This is a genomic window from Streptomyces sp. NPDC056224, from assembly GCF_042267665.1.
Classification (GTDB): Bacteria; Actinomycetota; Actinomycetes; order Streptomycetales; family Streptomycetaceae; genus Streptomyces.
The window spans coordinates 108,770-124,456 of record NZ_JBHJTK010000014.1 but is presented as its reverse complement, the minus strand read 5'-3'; the positions used below and the strand labels follow the sequence as shown (position 1 = coordinate 124,456).

Sequence of the window (15,687 nt, the reverse complement as noted above, 5' to 3'; positions counted from 1 at the left end):
ACCGCCGCTTGCGGCGCAGCTGTCTGGGACATGGAGGGGCGTATGTCTGATCTTCCCCGGAAGGCGGTCACCCGTACCGTCAAGCTGGCCGCGCTGCCGCTCGGCATCGCGGGGCGGGCGACCTGGGGGCTGGGCAAGCGGATCGGCGGCAAGTCGGCGGAGATAGTGGCGCGCGAGCTCCAGCAGCGCACCGCCGAGCAGCTGTTCCGGACGCTCGGGGAGCTGAAGGGCGGCGCCATGAAGTTCGGGCAGGCCCTGTCGGTCTTCGAGTCGGCCCTGCCCGAGGAGGTCGCGGGGCCCTATCGGGCGGCGCTGACCAAGCTTCAGGAAGCGGCTCCGCCGCTGCCCACGGCCACGGTGCACCAGGTGCTGGCGGACCGGCTGGGCGCGGACTGGCGGGACCTGTTCGAGGAGTTCGAGGACAAGCCGGCCGCGGCGGCCTCGATCGGGCAGGTGCACCGGGCGGTGTGGCACGACGGCCGGCAGGTGGCGGTCAAGGTCCAGTACCCGGGGGCCGGCGAGGCGCTGCTGTCGGACCTGAAGCAGCTGGCCCGGTTCGCGGGTCTGCTGGGGCCGCTGATACCGGGCATGGAGATCAAGCCGCTCATCAAGGAGTTGCGCGACCGGGTCGCGGAGGAGCTCGACTACGAGCTGGAGGCCGAGGCGCAGCGGACGCACGCGGACGCGTTCGAGGGCGACCCCGACGTCGTGGTGCCGGATGTCGTGCACCAGGGCGACCAGGTTCTGGTGACCGAGTGGTTGGAGGGGACTCCGCTGTCGGAGGTGATAGCCGACGGCACCGAGGAGGAGCGTGACCGCGCCGGTCAGTTGCTGGCCCGGTTCCTCTTCTCCGGTCCCGCCCGCACCGGGCTGCTGCACGCGGACCCGCACCCGGGCAACTTCCGGCTGATATCGGGGCCGGAGGGCCGGATGCGGCTGGGCGTCCTGGACTTCGGCACGGTCGACCGGCTGCCGGGCGGCTGGCCCAAGCCCATCGGCAGGTCCCTGCGGATGACGCTGGACGGTGACGCCGAGGGGGTCTATGGACACCTGTGCGCCGAGGGGTTCGTGAAGGAGTCCATCGAGCTGGACCCGGATGCGGTACTGGACTACCTCAAGCCGATCATCGAGCCCGCCGAGGCCGAGGAGTTCACCTTCACGCGGGCGTGGCTGCGCGGCCAGGCGGCGCGGATCGCCGATCCCCGGTCCCCCGCACACCAGTTGGGTCGGCAGATCAACCTGCCGCCCTCGTACCTGCTGATCCACCGGGTCACGCTGAGCACCATCGGGGTGCTGTGCCAGCTGGGCTCGACGGTGCGGCTGCGGGACGAACTGGACTCCTGGCTGCCGGGATTCGCGCCCGCGGAGTGAGCCGCGAGCGGGCGGGCCGGCTCCGGGTCACCACCAGGAGGAGTCGAGCCTGCCCTCGATCGCCCGGATGTTGGCCCGGGCGCAGTCGTGACAGAAGTAGTGCCTGCTGCCGTTTTCCATGGAGCAGGTCCAGGTGATCGGGGCGCCGTCCGGAGACCGGGCACCGCAGCGCGCGCAGACGACGGGCTGGGCCTCGGATCCCGGCTTGGCGGGGTGGGGAGTCGGCTGGTCCACCTCCAGACGATATCCCCGTACGGGGCGGACAGGGCTGCGCAACGCACCGGGGGGACCGGTCCGTTCGGACCGGTCCCCCAAGGCATCGTGTCTGTGCTGTTCAGAGCCTCGCAGCTGCAGGGCTCTTAGTGCATGACGGCCATGGCGAGCGCACGCCGGGCGCGCATCGAGACGCGCTCGGCTCGCCGCTGCATGCGGCGGGCGGCGATCAGGCGCACGGCGTGACGCTCGGCGTCCACCTCACGCATGCGGTCGTCCATATGGGCGCGAGCCAGGGCTTCTGGGATGAGTTGCATTTCGCGGGTCCTGTTCTGACGCGAGGTGATCGCGCCTGCGGTGATGAAGTCTGCGGTGGCGGAGCCGTGCGGCTGCTCGCTCGTGGAGTGGGCGGTCATGAGGGCCTGCTTCAGGGGGTCGTGCGTGAGGGGGCGGTCGATGGTTCCGTGGGCGGTCATGCCGCGACAACCGGGTTCTTGCGCGGACGGCCACGCGGCCGCTTGCGGGCGACGACGACACCCTGGACGAAGAGCTCGCCACCCCAGACGCCCCAGGGCTCGCGGCGCTCGGTCGCACCGGCGAGGCAGGCCTCGACCAGCGGGCAGGTGCGGCAGAGGGACTTGGCGTACTCGACGTCCGCCGGGGACTCGGCGAAGAAGACCTCGGGGTCGAAGGTGCGGCACGGGACGGGTACGCCGAGGTTCTCGATGGCGTCGTCGAGCGCGGTCAGCGCGGTGAGCGGGGTCAAGGTGTGGTCCTCCGGGACTGCGGGCGGGGAGATCGTTTGGGTCTGCGGTGCGGACGGGGCGTGCGCTTCGAGTTGCACGGTGGTTTCTTCCTCGTCTTGGTCGTCTAGTCGTTCCGGCCGGTCGGCCGGATTCGGCTGGGGTTCTGCCAGTCCCGAGGCGCCTTGCCGTCGTCCCCGTTCGGGGACAAACAGAAGGGCCGCGGATCCCGGGTGGGGTTCCGCGGCCCTGAAGGCGCCGGCCTGATCATGCGATCAGGCTGGATCACTCCAGGGTTCGAGCCCACGGAAGGCCCACATCAGGTGGTGCTGCTGCTTCGTCGTCTGCTTGGTCTGGCGCTTGAATCCGGCACTGGCGGCACCGGCTGCGGCGGCGAAGCCATAGGCGCCATGCGCCTGGGCTTCCGCTGCCAGTACTGCCACCGGTGCCTGGGTCGGTCGCTCATTGCGCTCGCTGACCGGAAGGGTCGCCAGCAGGGCGGGGATGTCAGCGGAAATCGCGGACACACCGGTACCCAGGAGGGAGACGGAACCGAGCAGGCAGGAAGCGTCGACCGAGCGATCGGTCATTTTGGTGAAGGTCATGAAGCTGGTCACTGGTCTCGCCTCCTCTCGGCGTCTCGGGGACGGGGGCCCGGGGGCCCGTCCCATGCGTATTCGGATAAGTACAGCACGGAACCAGGGCTTCGGAGAAGCCACCGTTTCCGTTGCTAAGAACCTATGGGGATTCGCTGGGCATGTGCAAACTATTTTTCCGACGAGTTTCTACGCGTCGTCAGACTCCTCGAACCCAGGCTCCTCACCTGCACAGATGGCCAGCACGTCGGCTCCGTACCGGTCGAGCTTGCGCGCACCCACGCCGGAGATCATCGAGAGCTCGCCCGCTTCGGAGGGTGCGGCCTCCGCGATCGCCATCAGCGTCTTGTCCGTGAAGACGCAGTAGGGGGGCAGGCCCTGCTCCTTCGCCTGGGCCCGGCGCCACTCCCGCAGCCGCTCGTAGAGACCCTCGTCCATATCGGACGGGCAGTCCTCGCAGCGCATCAGTTTCAGCTCGCCGGCCTCGGTCAGGGTCTTGCCGCAGACGCGGCAGAGCACCGGCCCGCGGCGCCCGTGCTTGCGGGCCGCCCGCTCGCCCGCGCCGCCCGGCCCCGTTCCCGGGGCCGCGGAACCCGGCCGCAGGCCGTTCAGGAAGCGGCTGGGGCGTCGTGAGGCCCGGCCTCCCGGGGCCCGCGAGAGCGCCCAGGAGAGGGTCAGGTGCAACCGTGCCCGGGTGACGCCGACATAGAGCAGCCGGCGCTCCTCCTCGACCTGCTCGTCGGTCTTGGCGTAGGTGATCGGCACCATGCCGTCGGTGAGGCCGACGAGGAACACGGCGTCCCACTCCAGGCCCTTGGCCGCGTGCAGCGAGGCCAGGGTGACGCCCTGCACGGTCGGGGCGTGCTGGGCGGCCTTGCGCTCGTCGAGCTCGACGGTGAGGTCCGCCAGGGTGGCCCCGGGCCGCATCCGGGCGAAGTCCTCGGCGAGGCGGACCAGGGCGGCCAGCGATTCCCACTGGTCGCGCACCGCGCCGGAGCCGGCCGGCGGCTGGGCGGTCCAGCCGGTGGAGCTGAGCACGGCCCGGACCTGGGAGCCGAGCTCGACGACATCGTCGAGCAGCGGGTCGTTCCCGCCGGACCGGGCGGCTCCGCGCAGCGCGAGGATCGCCTTCTGGACCTCTCCGCGCTCGAAGAAGCGCTCGGCTCCGCGCAGCTGGTAGGGGACCCCGGCGTCGGCGAGGGCCTGCTCGTACACCTCGGACTGGGCGTTGATGCGGTACAGGACGGCGATCTCGCCGGCCGGTACGCCCGCCGCGATCAGGTCGCGGACCCGCGCGGCGACGCCCTCGGCCTCGGCGGGCTCGTCCGGGTATTCGGCGTAGACCGGGTCGGGGCCGGTCTCGCGCTGCGAGATCAGCTCCAGGCGGTGCTCGGCGGCCCGGCCCTTGGCCTGCTTGAGGAGGCCGTTGGCGAGGTGGACGACCTGGGGGGTGGAACGGTAGTCGCGGACCAGCTTCACCACGGTGGCCTGCGGGTAGCGGGTACGGAAGTTCAGCAGGTGGTCGGGGGTGGCGCCGGTGAAGGAGTAGATCGTCTGGCTGGCGTCGCCGACGACGCAGAGACTGTCCCGCTCGCCGAGCCACAGGTCGAGCAGCCGCTGCTGGAGGGGGCTGACGTCCTGGTACTCGTCCACGACGAAGTGCTGGTACTGGGCGCGGATCTGTTCGGCGATGTCGTGGCGGTCCTGGAGGATGCCGACGGTGAGGAGCAGCACGTCCTCGAAGTCGATCATGCCGCGGTCGCGCTTGAGCTGCTCGTACGTCCCGTAGATCTGGGCGATCTCGGCCAGGTCGCGGGGGGCTTCGCGGCCCGACTTGAGGGCGGCCACCGGATAGTCGGCGGGCACGGTCTGGGTGACCTTGGCCCACTCGATCTCGCCGGTGACGTCGCGCAGCTCGCCCCGGTCGAGGCGGATGCGGCAGCGCGCGCCGGCCTCGGCGACGAACTGGATCTTGCGCTCCAGGAGCCGGGGGACGTCCCCGCCGACCGCCTTGGGCCAGAAGTACTGGAGCTGGCGCAGGGCGGCGGAGTGGAACGTACGGGCCTGGACCCCGCCGGCGCCGAGGCCACGCAGGCGGCCGCGCATCTCTCCGGCAGCGCGGTTGGTGAAGGTGACGGCCAGCACACTGGCCGGCATCAGCTGGCCGGACTGGACTCCGTAGGCGATGCGGTGGGTGATCGCACGGGTCTTGCCGGTGCCGGCACCCGCAAGCACGCACACCGGCCCGCGCAGGGTCGTCGCGACCTCGCGCTGCTCCGGGTCCAGGCCCAGGAGCACCGCGTCGGCCGAGTCGGCGGCCTCGGCGGCGGAGAAGGATGGGGAGTGCGTTGCTGCTGTCACCCCGCCATGCTGCCAGGTCTGGAGGGGCCGACGGGAAACTTGTCCACAGGTCACCCGTATACGTCGTACTTGTCACACCGGCTGCCTTGCCGCACCGGCCGCCCGCACCGGCCCTGCGGGAATGGCCGCGCGGTCGCGTACGTTCGAGTACTCGGACCACCGAGACCCCACGAAGGAGACCGCAGCATGCAGGACACGGGCACCGTCACGATGTACAGCACCACCTGGTGCGGCTACTGCCGCCGGCTGAAGACCCAGCTGGACCGGGAAGGCATCGCGTACAACGAGATCAACATCGAGCTCGACCCGGAGTCCGCGGCGTTCGTGGAGAAGGCGAACGGCGGCAACCAGACGGTTCCCACCGTGCTCGTGAAGTCCTCCGCCGGCAACGAGTCCGTCATGACGAACCCGAGCCTGGCCCAGGTCAAGCAGGCCCTCGCCGTCTGACCGGTCCGCCCCCAGAGCGGCCCCCGCCCCGGCGGGGGCCTTCTGCGTCCAGGCCCGCGGCGCCGTCAGGCGGCCGGGGGCTTCGGCAGGGGCTGGCCGTACCAGCGCTCGACCAGGCGGGCGGCGATGGAGATGCCGCCCGACGGGGGCAGCACCTCGCCCGCCTCGATCGCCGCGCGCAGGTCGTCGCGGGAGAACCAGCGGGCCTCCTCGATCTCCTCGCCGTCCACGTTGATCTCGGAGCTGGTGGCGCGGGCCGTGAAGCCCAGCATCAGGCTGTACGGGAACGGCCACGGCTGGCTGGCCATGTACGCGACCTCGCCGACCTTGACGCCCGCCTCCTCCCACACCTCGCGGACGACGGACTGCTCGATCGACTCGCCCGGCTCCACGAACCCGGCGAGGGTCGAGAAGCGGCCCTCCGGCCAGTGCACCTGGCGGCCCAGCAGCGCGCGGTCCTGGTCGTCCGTGACCAGCATGATCACGGCCGGATCGGTGCGGGGGTAGTGCTCGGCGCCGCAGCCCGGGCAGCGGCGGATGTGCCCGGCGGCCGCGACCACGGTGCGCTCGCCGCAGCGGGAGCAGAAGCGGTGCAGTCGCTGCCAGTTCTCCAGCGCCACCGCGTGCACCATCAGCCCGGCGTCGCGCGCATTCAGCAGCAGTCCGGCCTCGCGCAGGCCGGCCGGGCGGGCCGACTGGTCCATGCGGCCCGGCAGCGCGTCCTTCTGGAGCGCGAAGTACCGCACGCCGTCCTCGTCGGTCCCCAGGAAGTAGCGGTGGGTCTCGGTGACCGGGGCCTCGAAGGCCGGGGTCATCACGATGCCGGAGCCCCCGTCGGGGGTGTCGTCGATCAGGACCTGGCCTCCGGAGACGACGAACACGCGGGTCGTCGGGTGGCTCCAGGCGGCGGCGAGCCAGGCCTCGTCGAGGCGGTGGTGCGCGGCACGGTCGATTCCGCTGGGCGCGGTGAGCGAGATCGGGTGCTCGGTATGGATGCTCACGGGTACTTCCAACTCCCCCGGTGGTGGGACAGGCAGGCTCAGTGACTCGGGTGGCGTGTGTGCCGGGCGTCAGAGATCGGCGCCGGGTGTCGGGCGGGGTGTGCGGTGGGACGCGGCCAGGTCCCCCCAGAGGTACGCGGTCGTCTCGACGCCCTTGAGGAGGAGGTCCAGCTCGACCTTCTCGTTCGGGGAGTGCCAGCCGTCCGACGGGACGGAGATGCCCAGGAAGAGGACGGGCGCGTCCAGGACGTCCTGGAGGTCCGCCGCGGGTCCGGAGCCGCCCTCGCGGGTGAAGCGGATCTTCTGGCCGAAGGCCCGGCCCATGGCCCGGACGACCGACTGCAGCGCCGGATGGCCGAGCGGGGTCAGGCACGGGCGGGTCGGGGCGCCGAAGGTGATGGAGTGGCGGATTCCGGCCGGGACGCGGGCCGCGACCCAGTCCGTGACCGCTGCCTCGACCTCGTACGGGTCCTGTCCCGACACCAGGCGGAACGACAGCTTCAGGTGGGCGGAGGCGGGCACGATCGTCTTGCCGCCGGGGCCCTGGTAGCCGCCGCCGATGCCGTTGACCTCGGCCGTCGGGCGGGCCCAGACGCGTTCCAGGGTGGAGTAGCCGGCCTCGCCGGCGGCCGCGTGGGACTTGGCCGTACGGAGCCACTCGGACTCGTCGAAGGGGAGCTCGGCGATGAGCGCGCGCTCGGCGTCAGTGAGTTCCGCGATGCCGTCGTAGAAGCCGGGGATCATGACCCGCCCGTCGGCGTCGTGCAGGGCCGCGACCAGCCGGGCGGCGACCGTGGCCGGGTTGGGCACGGCACCGCCGAAGGCGCCGGAGTGGATGTCCTGGTCCGGGCCGTGGAAGTCGATCTCGCAGTCCGCGACGCCGCGCATGCCGGTGCACACGGTGGGGGTGGTCTCGGACCACATGCCGGTGTCGGAGACGATCACGACGTCGGCGGCGAGCTCGGCGGCGCGGGCCTCGACGAGGGCGCGGAAGTTCGGGGAGCCGGACTCCTCCTCGCCCTCCACGACGAGCTTCAGGTTCACGGCGGGGGCGGCGGCGCCGGTGGCCGCCAGGTGCGCGCGTACGCCCAGGGTGTGGAAGAACACCTGGCCCTTGTCGTCGGCGGCGCCCCGCCCGTACATCCGTCCGTCCTTGACGACCGGCTCGAACGGGTCGGTGTGCCAGCCGTCCGCGACGGCGGCGGGCTGCACGTCGTGGTGCCCGTAGACGAGGACGGTGGGGGCGTCCGGGTCCTCGCTCGGCCAGTGCGCGAACACGGCCGGGGCGCCCGGCGTCTCCCAGACCTCGGCGACCGGGAAGCCGGTCTCCTTGAGCTTCGCCGCCAGCCATTCGGCGCTGCGGCGTACGTCGCCCGCGTGCTCGGGCTGCGCCGAGACGGAGGGGATGCGGAGCCACTCGGCGAGGTCGTCGAGGAAGGCTGCGCGGTGGGTCTCGATGTACGTGCGGACGGCGCTGTCCGGCGGGCTGTCACTCATGCCCCGAGCCTAGCCGTCCACCTGAGGGTCACCGTCGGTGCCCGACGTGCCTTGGAGGATCCGCTCAAGACGGGCCCGGTCGGGCAGGTCGCGGGGGCGGATCACGCGGCCGCTGCGGACGTGCAGGAAGGCGGCGGTGACCCGGCTGAGGGGCGTGCCCGTGGCTTCCGCCCAGGCCAGGCGGTAGACGGCGAGCTGGAGGGGGTCGGCCTCGGTGGTGCGGCCGGTCTTCCAGTCGACGATCTCGTACGCATCGCCGTCCTCGTCGGAGGTGGTCTTGTACACGGCGTCGATCCGGCCGCGGATGACGCGGCCGGCGAGGGTCAGCTGGACCGGGGCCTCCATGCGGTGGGGTGGCCGGTCGGCGTACGGGCTGCGCTCGAAGGCGGCCTTGAGGGAGGCGAGATCGGCCTCGTCCGCGACCTCCTGGTCGGATCCGGGCAGCTCGGTGGCGGGGTCGAGGACGTCGAGGAGCGGGAGCGGGAGCTCGTCGAACCGGGACTCGACCCAGGCGTGGAAGCGCGTGCCCTGGCGCGCCGCGGGCTGCGGGGGCTTGGGCATGGGGCGGGCGAGGTCGCGGACGAAGCCCTGCTCGTCGGCGGCGAGCCGGAGCAGCTGGCTGGCGGAGAGCGCGGCGGGCAGCTCGACGTCGCGCACGGCGGCGCGGGCGCGGCGGAGCTCGCCCTCCAGGGCGTCGAGGTCCCGGTCCCAGGAGGCCACGGCCCGCGCCTCTTCGGGTGTGAGGGGGCCGGTGCCCGCGGCGGGGGCGGGCGCGGTGCCGGTTGCGCGGGGGCGCGGTACGGCCCGGTCGGCCTCCGGCCAGGGGGCGGAGTGCGGGGCACCGCCGCGGGCACCGTGCGGGGTCGGGCCGGCGGCGGGCCGCCCGGCCTCGGCGGGGGCCCAGAGGTCGGCCTCCGGCCAGAGGTCGGCGTGCAGGTCCGCGGGGGCGGGCGGGTCCGCGGGGGCGGGCGGGTCCGCGGGGGCGGGCGGGTCCGCGGGGGCGGGCGGGTCCGCGGGGGCGGGCGGGTCCGCGGGGGCGGGCGGGCAGGACTCCTCCGCCGCCCCGCCCCCCACCGGAACCGGGGCTCCGTCCCGGACGCCGGCCGGAGACCGGAGGTCGTCGCTCTGCCGGTCGGCGGGACCACCGGCACGCGGTTCGGCCGGATCCTGCGGCCAGAGGTCGTCGTCCGGCCAGGGTTCGTCCTCGTAGGACGGCTCCCCGTAGGACGGCTCCTCGCAGGAGGGGGGCCAGAGGTAGGAATCGTCCTCCTCCGGAGCGGGGGGCGGCGGGTCGGCCAGGTAGGAGTCCACCAGGGCCGCCGCCGCGCGGCGCAGGTGCAGGGAGGCCGGGTCCAGCGGCAGGGGCCAGGAGTGGTCCGGGGTCGAGTCGTCGGCGAGGGACGGGTTCTCGGCCGACGGGTCGGGTTCGGGTGCCCAGGCCTCGATCTCGCCGAACCCGGCCGCGCAGTGCTCGTACAGGGCGGACAGGAACGCGGACGGGCCGCGGCGCCTCTTCTGGGTCGGGCCCCACCAGTGGCCCGAGGCCAGCAGGAGGGAGCGGGGGCGGGTGAAGGTCACGTAGCCCAGGCGCAGCTCCTCCACCGACTTGTGGTCCTTCAGCGCCGTCTTGAAGGACTTCAGGCCGGCCGAGGTCCAGGCCGGGTCCCCCGGCAGGGTGGGAGCGTCGCCGCGCAGGGCGTACGGGAGCACCTTCGCGTAGGAGGTCCAGGCCTCGGGCGCCTTCTCCTTCGGGAAGGCGCCTGCGCACAGGTCCGGGACGACGACCACGTCCCACTCCAGGCCCTTCGACTTGTGGGCCGTCAGGACCTTGACCGTGTTCTCGCCGCCGGGCAGGGCGTGGTCCAGGCCCTTCTCGTACTGGGCGGCGGTGCGCAGGAAGCCCAGGAAGGCGAGGAGGGTCGCCTCGCCGTCCAGTGCGGCGAAACCCGCGGCGACGTCCATGAAGTTCGACAGCGTCTCGCGGCGGCGGGCCGCCAGCGCGTGCGGGGACGCGGACAGCTCCACCTCCAGGCCGGTCGCGGACAGGACCCGGTGCAGTACGTCCATCAGCGGGTCGGCGAGCGAACGGCGCAGGTCGCGCAGCTCCTGCGCGAGGTGCGCGAAGCGGACCCGGGCCTCGGCGGAGAACGGCAGGTCGTCCGGGGCATGCCCGGCGCCGTCGAGGAAGGTCTCCAGTGCGTCGGCCAGCGACACGATCTCCGCCGGGTCCACGCCCTCGACGGCCGCGGCGAGCCGCTCGTCCGGATCCGCCCCGGACGGGGACGCCCGGCCCACCAGCAGCCGGGCGCGGCGCCCCAGCAGGGCCAGGTCGCGCGCGCCGATCCGCCAGCGCGGGCCGATGAGCAGCCGGACGAGCGAGGCGTTGGCTCCCGGGTCCTGGAGGACCTCGCAGACGGCGACGAGGTCCGCGACCTCCGGCAGGTGCAGCAGCCCGGAGAGGCCGACGACCTCGACCGGCACGTCCCGGGCCACCAGGACGGCCTGGATCCGCGCGAAGTCGCCGCCGGACCGGCACAGCACGGCGATCTCGCGGGGCTCCGTCCCGGTGCGGACCAGGTGCGCGACGGAGCCCGCGAGCCACTCCAGTTCCTCGGCGTGCGTCTCGAGCAGGGCGCACCGGACGAAGCCGGCGCCCTCCGCGCCGGGCGCCGGGCGCAGCGCCTCCACGCCCTCGTGCATGGCGCGCAGCGGGGCGGCGAGCCCGTTGGCCAGGTCGAGCAGGCGGCCGCCGCTGCGCCGGTTCTCGCTGAGCGAGAGGCGGGTGGCGGGGGTCCCGTCGGCGTGCGGGAAGTGCTCGGGGAAGTCGTCGAGATTGGCGACGGAGGCGCCGCGCCAGCCGTAGATGGCCTGGCAGGGGTCGCCGACGGCGGTCACGGCGTGGCCGCTGCCCGCGCCGAAGAGGCCGGACAGCAGCAGCCGCTGCGCGACGGAGGTGTCCTGGTATTCGTCGAGCAGGACCACCCGGAACTCCTCGCGCAGCAGCGCCCCCACTTCGGGCCGGGTGGTGGCGAGCTGCGCGGAGAGGGCTATCTGGTCGCTGAAGTCGAAGAGGTCGCGGGAGCGTTTGGCCGCGCGGTAGCGGCCGACGAGTTCCAGCAGTTCGAGGCGGCCGCGCACGGCCTCGGGGACCTTGCGCAGGTCCTCGTTGGTGAGCTTGGCCTCGGCCAGCTCACCGAGCAGCCCGGTGTCGTGGGCGCGCAGCCGCTCCGGCTCGACCAGGTGCTCGGAGAGCTCCCCGTCGAGCGCGAGGAGGTCGCTGACCAGGTCGGGGAGGGACTTGGTGAGCGCGGGGTAGGGGCCGGGGGCCTCGCGCAGCACCTTGGCGGCGAGCTGGAAGCGGGTGGCGTCGGCGAGGAGGCGGGAGCTGGGCTCCAGGCCGATGCGCAGGCCGTGGTCCTTGAGGAGCTGGCCGGCGAAGGCGTGGTACGTGGAGATCCGCGGCTCGCCGCCGGCCGCGTCGGCCTCGGCCGGGGTGGGGGTCCCCCCGGCGAAGCCGGGGGGCGGCGGGTCCGGGTCGGTGATGCCGGCCCGGGCGAGGGCCTTGCGCACGCGCTCGGACAGCTCTCCGGCGGCCTTGTTGGTGAAGGTCAGGCCGAGGACCTGCTCGGGCGCGACCGCGCCTGTCCCCACCAGCCAGACCACGCGGGCGGCCATGACGGTGGTCTTGCCGGAGCCGGCTCCGGCGACGATGACCTGGGGGGCGGGCGGGGCGGTGACGCAGGCGAGCTGTTCGGGCGTGAACGGGATCCCGAGGAGCTCTTTGAGCTGCTCGGGATCGGTGAGGACGGGCGCACGCACGGACACGTGAAAAGGCTAGCCGCCCTCGCTGACACTCCCCGACGCGCGCGTCGCCGAATGCGCTCGGCGGCGCTCCGCGCCGTCGTCCGTCTCACTCCACGGTCTGGCGGCCCTCGGGGCGGGCGCTGCACGAGCTGCGGAAGGAGCAGTGGTCGCAGTGTGTGCCGACGGCGGGCGCGAAGCGCTCGTCCAGGACCCGGCCGGCGGCCGTGGCGAGCAGGTCGCCGACCCACTCGCCGGAGGGGCCGCCCGGCAGGGGTTCCTGGGCCTGGATCTTCGGTACCGCGTCGCCGCCCTCCTTCTTGGGCGCGGGCTGGCGCAGCTGCACGAGCTCGGCACCGCCGGGTGCGGGGCGCAGGCCGTCGAAGACCTCGTCGACGGCGCCTTCGCGCACGGCCAGCTGGTAGACGGCGAGCTGGGGGTGGCGCTCGACCTCGGCCTTGGTGGGCGACGACTTGCCGGTCTTGAAGTCGACGACGTACGCGCGCCCCTGCGGGTCCGCCTCGACCCGGTCCATGGAGCCGCGGATCCGGACGGCGTACTCGCCCGCTTCGAGCGTGACGTCGAACTCGTGCTCGGTGGCCACCGCCGCCCGGCCCCCGCGGTCGGTGGTGTGCCAGCGCAGGAAGCGTTCCAGGGCGGCGCGGGCGTTCTCCTTCTCCTGGGCCGATTTCCAGGGCGCGTCGAAGGCGAGGGCGTCCCAGACGGAGTCGAGTCGTTCCATGAGGACGGCCAGGTCGGCGGGGGTGCGGCCGGAGGCGACCTCGTCGGCGAGGACGTGGACGACGTTGCCGAAGCCCTGGGCGGCGGTGGAGGGGGCGTCGGCCTTGACCTCGCGGCCGAGGAACCACTGGAGGGAGCAGGTGTTGGCGAGCTGGTCCAGGGCGCTGCCGGAGAGGGCGACGGGCCGGTCGCGGTCGCGCAACGGGACGCTGCTGCGGGTGGGCTCGTACAGGCCCCACCAGCGCTGCGGGTGCGCGGCGGGGACCAGCGGGCGGTCCTCGTCGTCGGTGAGCGCGGCCAGGCGGGCGAGGCGGCGGGCGGCCGCGTCGCGCAGGGCGGGCGAGGCGTCCGGGTCGACGGTGGTGGCGCGCAGCTCGGCGACGAGGGCCGGGACGGCGAGGGGGCGGCGGGGGCGGCCGGTGACGTCCTTCGGCGGCACGCCGAGCTCGGTGAGGAAGCGGGAGGGCTGGTCGCCGTCGTCGGCGGGGGCCTTGACGGCGGTGACGACGAGGCGGTCGCGGGCGCGGGTGGCGGCTACGTAGAAGAGCCGCCGCTCCTCGGCCAGGAGCGCGCCCGGGCTGAGGGGCTCGGCGAGGCCGTCGCGGCCGATCCGGTCGGCCTCCAGGAGGGAGCCGCGGCGGCGCAGGTCGGGCCACAGGCCCTCCTGGACGCCCGCGACGACGACGAGGGACCACTCCAGGCCCTTGGAGCGGTGGGCGGTCATGAGGCGGACCGCGTCGGACCGGGTGGCGCGGGTCGTCAACGTGTCGGCGGCGATGTCCTCCGCCTCCAGTTGTTCGAGGAAGTTGAGGGCGCCGCGGCCGCCGGTGCGTTCCTCGGCGCGGGCGGCGGTGTCGAAGAGGGCGCAGACGGCGTCGAGGTCGCGGTCGGCGTTGCGGCCGGCGGCGCCGCCGCGGCGGGCGGAGCGCTCCAGCCGCTGGGGCCAGGGGGTGCCGTCCCAGAGGGTCCACAGGGCCTCTTCGGCGGTGCCGCCGCCCTGGAGGAGTTCGCGGGCCTTGCGCAGGAGCAGGCCGAGGCGCTGCGCGCCGCGGGCGTAGGCCGGATCGTGGGCGGTGAGCCGTTCCGGCTCGGCGAGTGCCCTGGCGAGCAGGACGTCGGAGGGCGCGGGCACCTTGACGCCGGCGGCGCGCTCCTCGTCGCGCAGGGCGCGGCCGAGGCGGCGCAGGTCTGCGGCGTCCATCCCGCCGAGGGGGGAGGCGAGCAGGGCCAGGGCGGCCTCCACGCCGATCCACCCCTCGTCGGCGCCGGCCGCGACCGCCGCGGCCGAGTCGAGGTCCGGTCCCTCCGCAGACGCGGAGGGGGCGGCCTGCACGGCCGGCGCCGCAGGCGCAACGCCGTCGACGGCCGCCACCGGGCCGGGAACGGACCCGTCACCCGACACGAAGTCCCCGCCGGACTCCGGCGCCGCCGGGTCGGCGGCCGTCCCTGCATGCAAGCCGGGGTCGGACGCGCCCGCGCCCGGCAGGGCGGACGGTGAAGCGGAGTCGGCGGGGAGGCCCTCGGCGAAGGTGGCCGTGGCGCGCAGGGCCGTGAGGAGGGGGGAGACGGCCGGTTCGTGGCGCAGCGGGGTGTCCGCGCCGTCCGTCTCGACCGGGACTCCCGCCGTGATCAGGGCGCGGCGCATCGCGGGGAGGGTACGGCCGCCCGCGCGGACCAGGACGGCCATGTCCTGCCAGGGCACACCGTCCTCCAGGTGGGCCCGGCGCAGGATGTCGGCGATGTTGTCGAGCTCGGCCCCGGCCGTGGGGTACGTGTACACCTCCACCGCGCCGCCCTCCCGCGCGGCCGCGAGACCGCGGTGCGCGCGGACCGCGGCCGCGGGGAGGCGGGGCAGCGGCATGCGGGTGGTGAGGAGCCGGGTCGCCGCCAGGAGCCCCGCGCCCGAGCGGCGGGCGACGGTCAGGGCCCGCACCCGCGCGCCGGGGAAGGACGCCTCGAAGTCGAGGATGTTGTTGATGTCGGCGCCGCGGAAGGCGTAGATGGACTGGTCCGGGTCGCCGAAGGCGACCAGTGTGCCGCCGGTGCCGCTCAGCGCCCGCAGCAGCCGCAGTTGCGAGGCGTCCGTGTCCTGGTACTCGTCCACGTAGATCACGTCGTAGGCGGAGGAGAGGGACGGGGTGCGCTCCGCCAGGAGGACGGCTCGGTGGAGGAGTTCCGCGTAGTCCAGGGTGCCCTGCATGTCCAGGACGTCCAGGTACTCGGAGAGGAACGCCGCGGCCGCCTTCCAGTCGGGGCGGCCGATCCGCCCGGCGAAGTCGGACAGGGCCTCCGGGCCCAGGCCCAGTTCGCGGGCACGGGCCAGGACCGCGCGGACCTCGTCCGCGAACCCGCGCGTGGTCAGCGCGGCCCGCAGGTCGTCCGGCCAGCGGATGGAGCGGATCCGGCGCTGGCCCTCCAGCAGCGTGCGGACCGTCACGTCCTGCTCCGGGCCCGACAGCAGGCGCAGCGGGTCGGCGAAGAGATCGGTGTCCTGGTGGGCGCGGACGAGGCCGTAGCAGAAGGAGTGGAAGGTGGTCGCCTGCGGGGCGCGCGCGCCGCCGAGCCGCAGGGCGGCCCGGTCGCGCAGTTCCACGGCCGCCTTGCGGCTGAAGGTGAGGATGAGGATGCGGGCTGGATCCGCGCCCCCCTCGACCCGGGCGGCGACCGCCTCGACCAGCGTCGTCGTCTTCCCGGTGCCCGGTCCGGCGAGGACCAGCAGCGGTCCGGCCGTATGGTCAACCACCGCGCGCTGCGCTGCGTCCAGGACAGGGGGATCGACCCGTTCCGGCCCGGTGCGCACCAGGCGGTACGCGTCAGGGGTCCGCGTACGCCGCCGTTCGGTGCGGTCGGAGGGAGAGGTGATCACGTGAGCTGCCGGTCCTGGTGGGTCTTCGGGTGGTGCGCGGTCTTCGGGTG

General features: G+C 73.9%; 11 protein-coding genes. 2 read left to right on the top strand and 9 right to left on the bottom strand.

From position 1 onward, the window contains the following. Positions 1-42: 42 nt before the first annotated feature. Entirely contained in the window at positions 43-1,371 is a 1,329-nt protein-coding gene (locus ACFCZ1_RS19015) for an ABC1 kinase family protein (protein ID WP_376679420.1), read from the top strand. Between the two features lie 27 nt (positions 1,372-1,398). Here ACFCZ1_RS19015 and ACFCZ1_RS19010 read toward each other — a convergent pair whose 3' ends face one another. The 5 genes from ACFCZ1_RS19010 to ACFCZ1_RS18990 all read right to left on the bottom strand — a co-directional run bounded on the left by ACFCZ1_RS19010 (position 1,399) and on the right by ACFCZ1_RS18990 (position 5,284). Continuing rightward, on the bottom strand, positions 1,399-1,605 hold the full coding sequence (locus ACFCZ1_RS19010; protein ID WP_328927529.1) for a hypothetical protein: 207 nt from the start codon (positions 1,603-1,605) through the stop codon (positions 1,399-1,401). 125 nt (positions 1,606-1,730) lie between these two features. Then, entirely contained in the window at positions 1,731-2,060 is a 330-nt protein-coding gene (locus ACFCZ1_RS19005; protein WP_376679419.1) for a hypothetical protein, read from the bottom strand. Further along, positions 2,057-2,428: a WhiB family transcriptional regulator gene (locus ACFCZ1_RS19000; RefSeq protein ID WP_376679418.1), complete on the bottom strand. Its 372-nt coding sequence runs from the start codon at positions 2,426-2,428 to the stop codon at positions 2,057-2,059. Before ACFCZ1_RS19000 ends, ACFCZ1_RS19005 begins: the two co-directional genes overlap by 4 nt. Before the next feature lie 174 nt (positions 2,429-2,602). Further along, positions 2,603-2,944 (bottom strand): hypothetical protein, encoded by a 342-nt coding sequence (locus ACFCZ1_RS18995; RefSeq protein ID WP_376679417.1) that lies wholly within the window; start codon positions 2,942-2,944, stop codon positions 2,603-2,605. A gap of 168 nt (positions 2,945-3,112) precedes the next feature. Next, positions 3,113-5,284 (bottom strand): ATP-dependent DNA helicase UvrD2, encoded by a 2,172-nt coding sequence (locus tag ACFCZ1_RS18990; RefSeq protein ID WP_376679416.1) that lies wholly within the window; start codon positions 5,282-5,284, stop codon positions 3,113-3,115. 186 nt (positions 5,285-5,470) lie between these two features. Here ACFCZ1_RS18990 and ACFCZ1_RS18985 point away from each other — a divergent pair, with 186 nt between their 5' ends. Further along, positions 5,471-5,731: a mycoredoxin gene (locus ACFCZ1_RS18985; protein ID WP_031151539.1), complete on the top strand. Its 261-nt coding sequence runs from the start codon at positions 5,471-5,473 to the stop codon at positions 5,729-5,731. Between the two features lie 65 nt (positions 5,732-5,796). Here ACFCZ1_RS18985 and nudC read toward each other — a convergent pair whose 3' ends face one another. The 4 genes from nudC to ACFCZ1_RS18965 form a co-directional block, all read right to left on the bottom strand. After that, positions 5,797-6,744, bottom strand: coding sequence for an NAD(+) diphosphatase (gene nudC / locus ACFCZ1_RS18980; protein ID WP_376679415.1), 948 nt, complete (start codon positions 6,742-6,744; stop codon positions 5,797-5,799). 57 nt (positions 6,745-6,801) lie between these two features. Further along, on the bottom strand, positions 6,802-8,229 hold the full coding sequence (locus ACFCZ1_RS18975) for a dipeptidase (RefSeq protein ID WP_376679414.1): 1,428 nt from the start codon (positions 8,227-8,229) through the stop codon (positions 6,802-6,804). Positions 8,230-8,238: 9 nt separating this feature from the next. Next, positions 8,239-12,054: a UvrD-helicase domain-containing protein gene (locus ACFCZ1_RS18970; RefSeq protein WP_376679413.1), complete on the bottom strand. Its 3,816-nt coding sequence runs from the start codon at positions 12,052-12,054 to the stop codon at positions 8,239-8,241. Positions 12,055-12,139: 85 nt separating this feature from the next. Next, positions 12,140-15,571, bottom strand: coding sequence for an ATP-dependent helicase (locus tag ACFCZ1_RS18965; RefSeq protein ID WP_376679449.1), 3,432 nt, complete (start codon positions 15,569-15,571; stop codon positions 12,140-12,142). Between the last annotated feature and the right edge of the window lie 116 nt (positions 15,572-15,687).

Excerpts from the sequence above, each read along its gene's own strand:
- ACFCZ1_RS19015 (WP_376679420.1), top strand. The coding sequence starts at position 43 with ATGTCTGATCTTCCCCGGAAGGCGGTCACCCGTACCGTCAAGCTGGCC.
- ACFCZ1_RS19005 (WP_376679419.1), bottom strand. The coding sequence starts at position 2,060 with ATGACCGCCCACGGAACCATCGACCGCCCCCTCACGCACGACCCCCTG.
- ACFCZ1_RS18985 (WP_031151539.1), top strand. The coding sequence starts at position 5,471 with ATGCAGGACACGGGCACCGTCACGATGTACAGCACCACCTGGTGCGGC.
- ACFCZ1_RS18975 (WP_376679414.1), bottom strand. The coding sequence starts at position 8,229 with ATGAGTGACAGCCCGCCGGACAGCGCCGTCCGCACGTACATCGAGACC.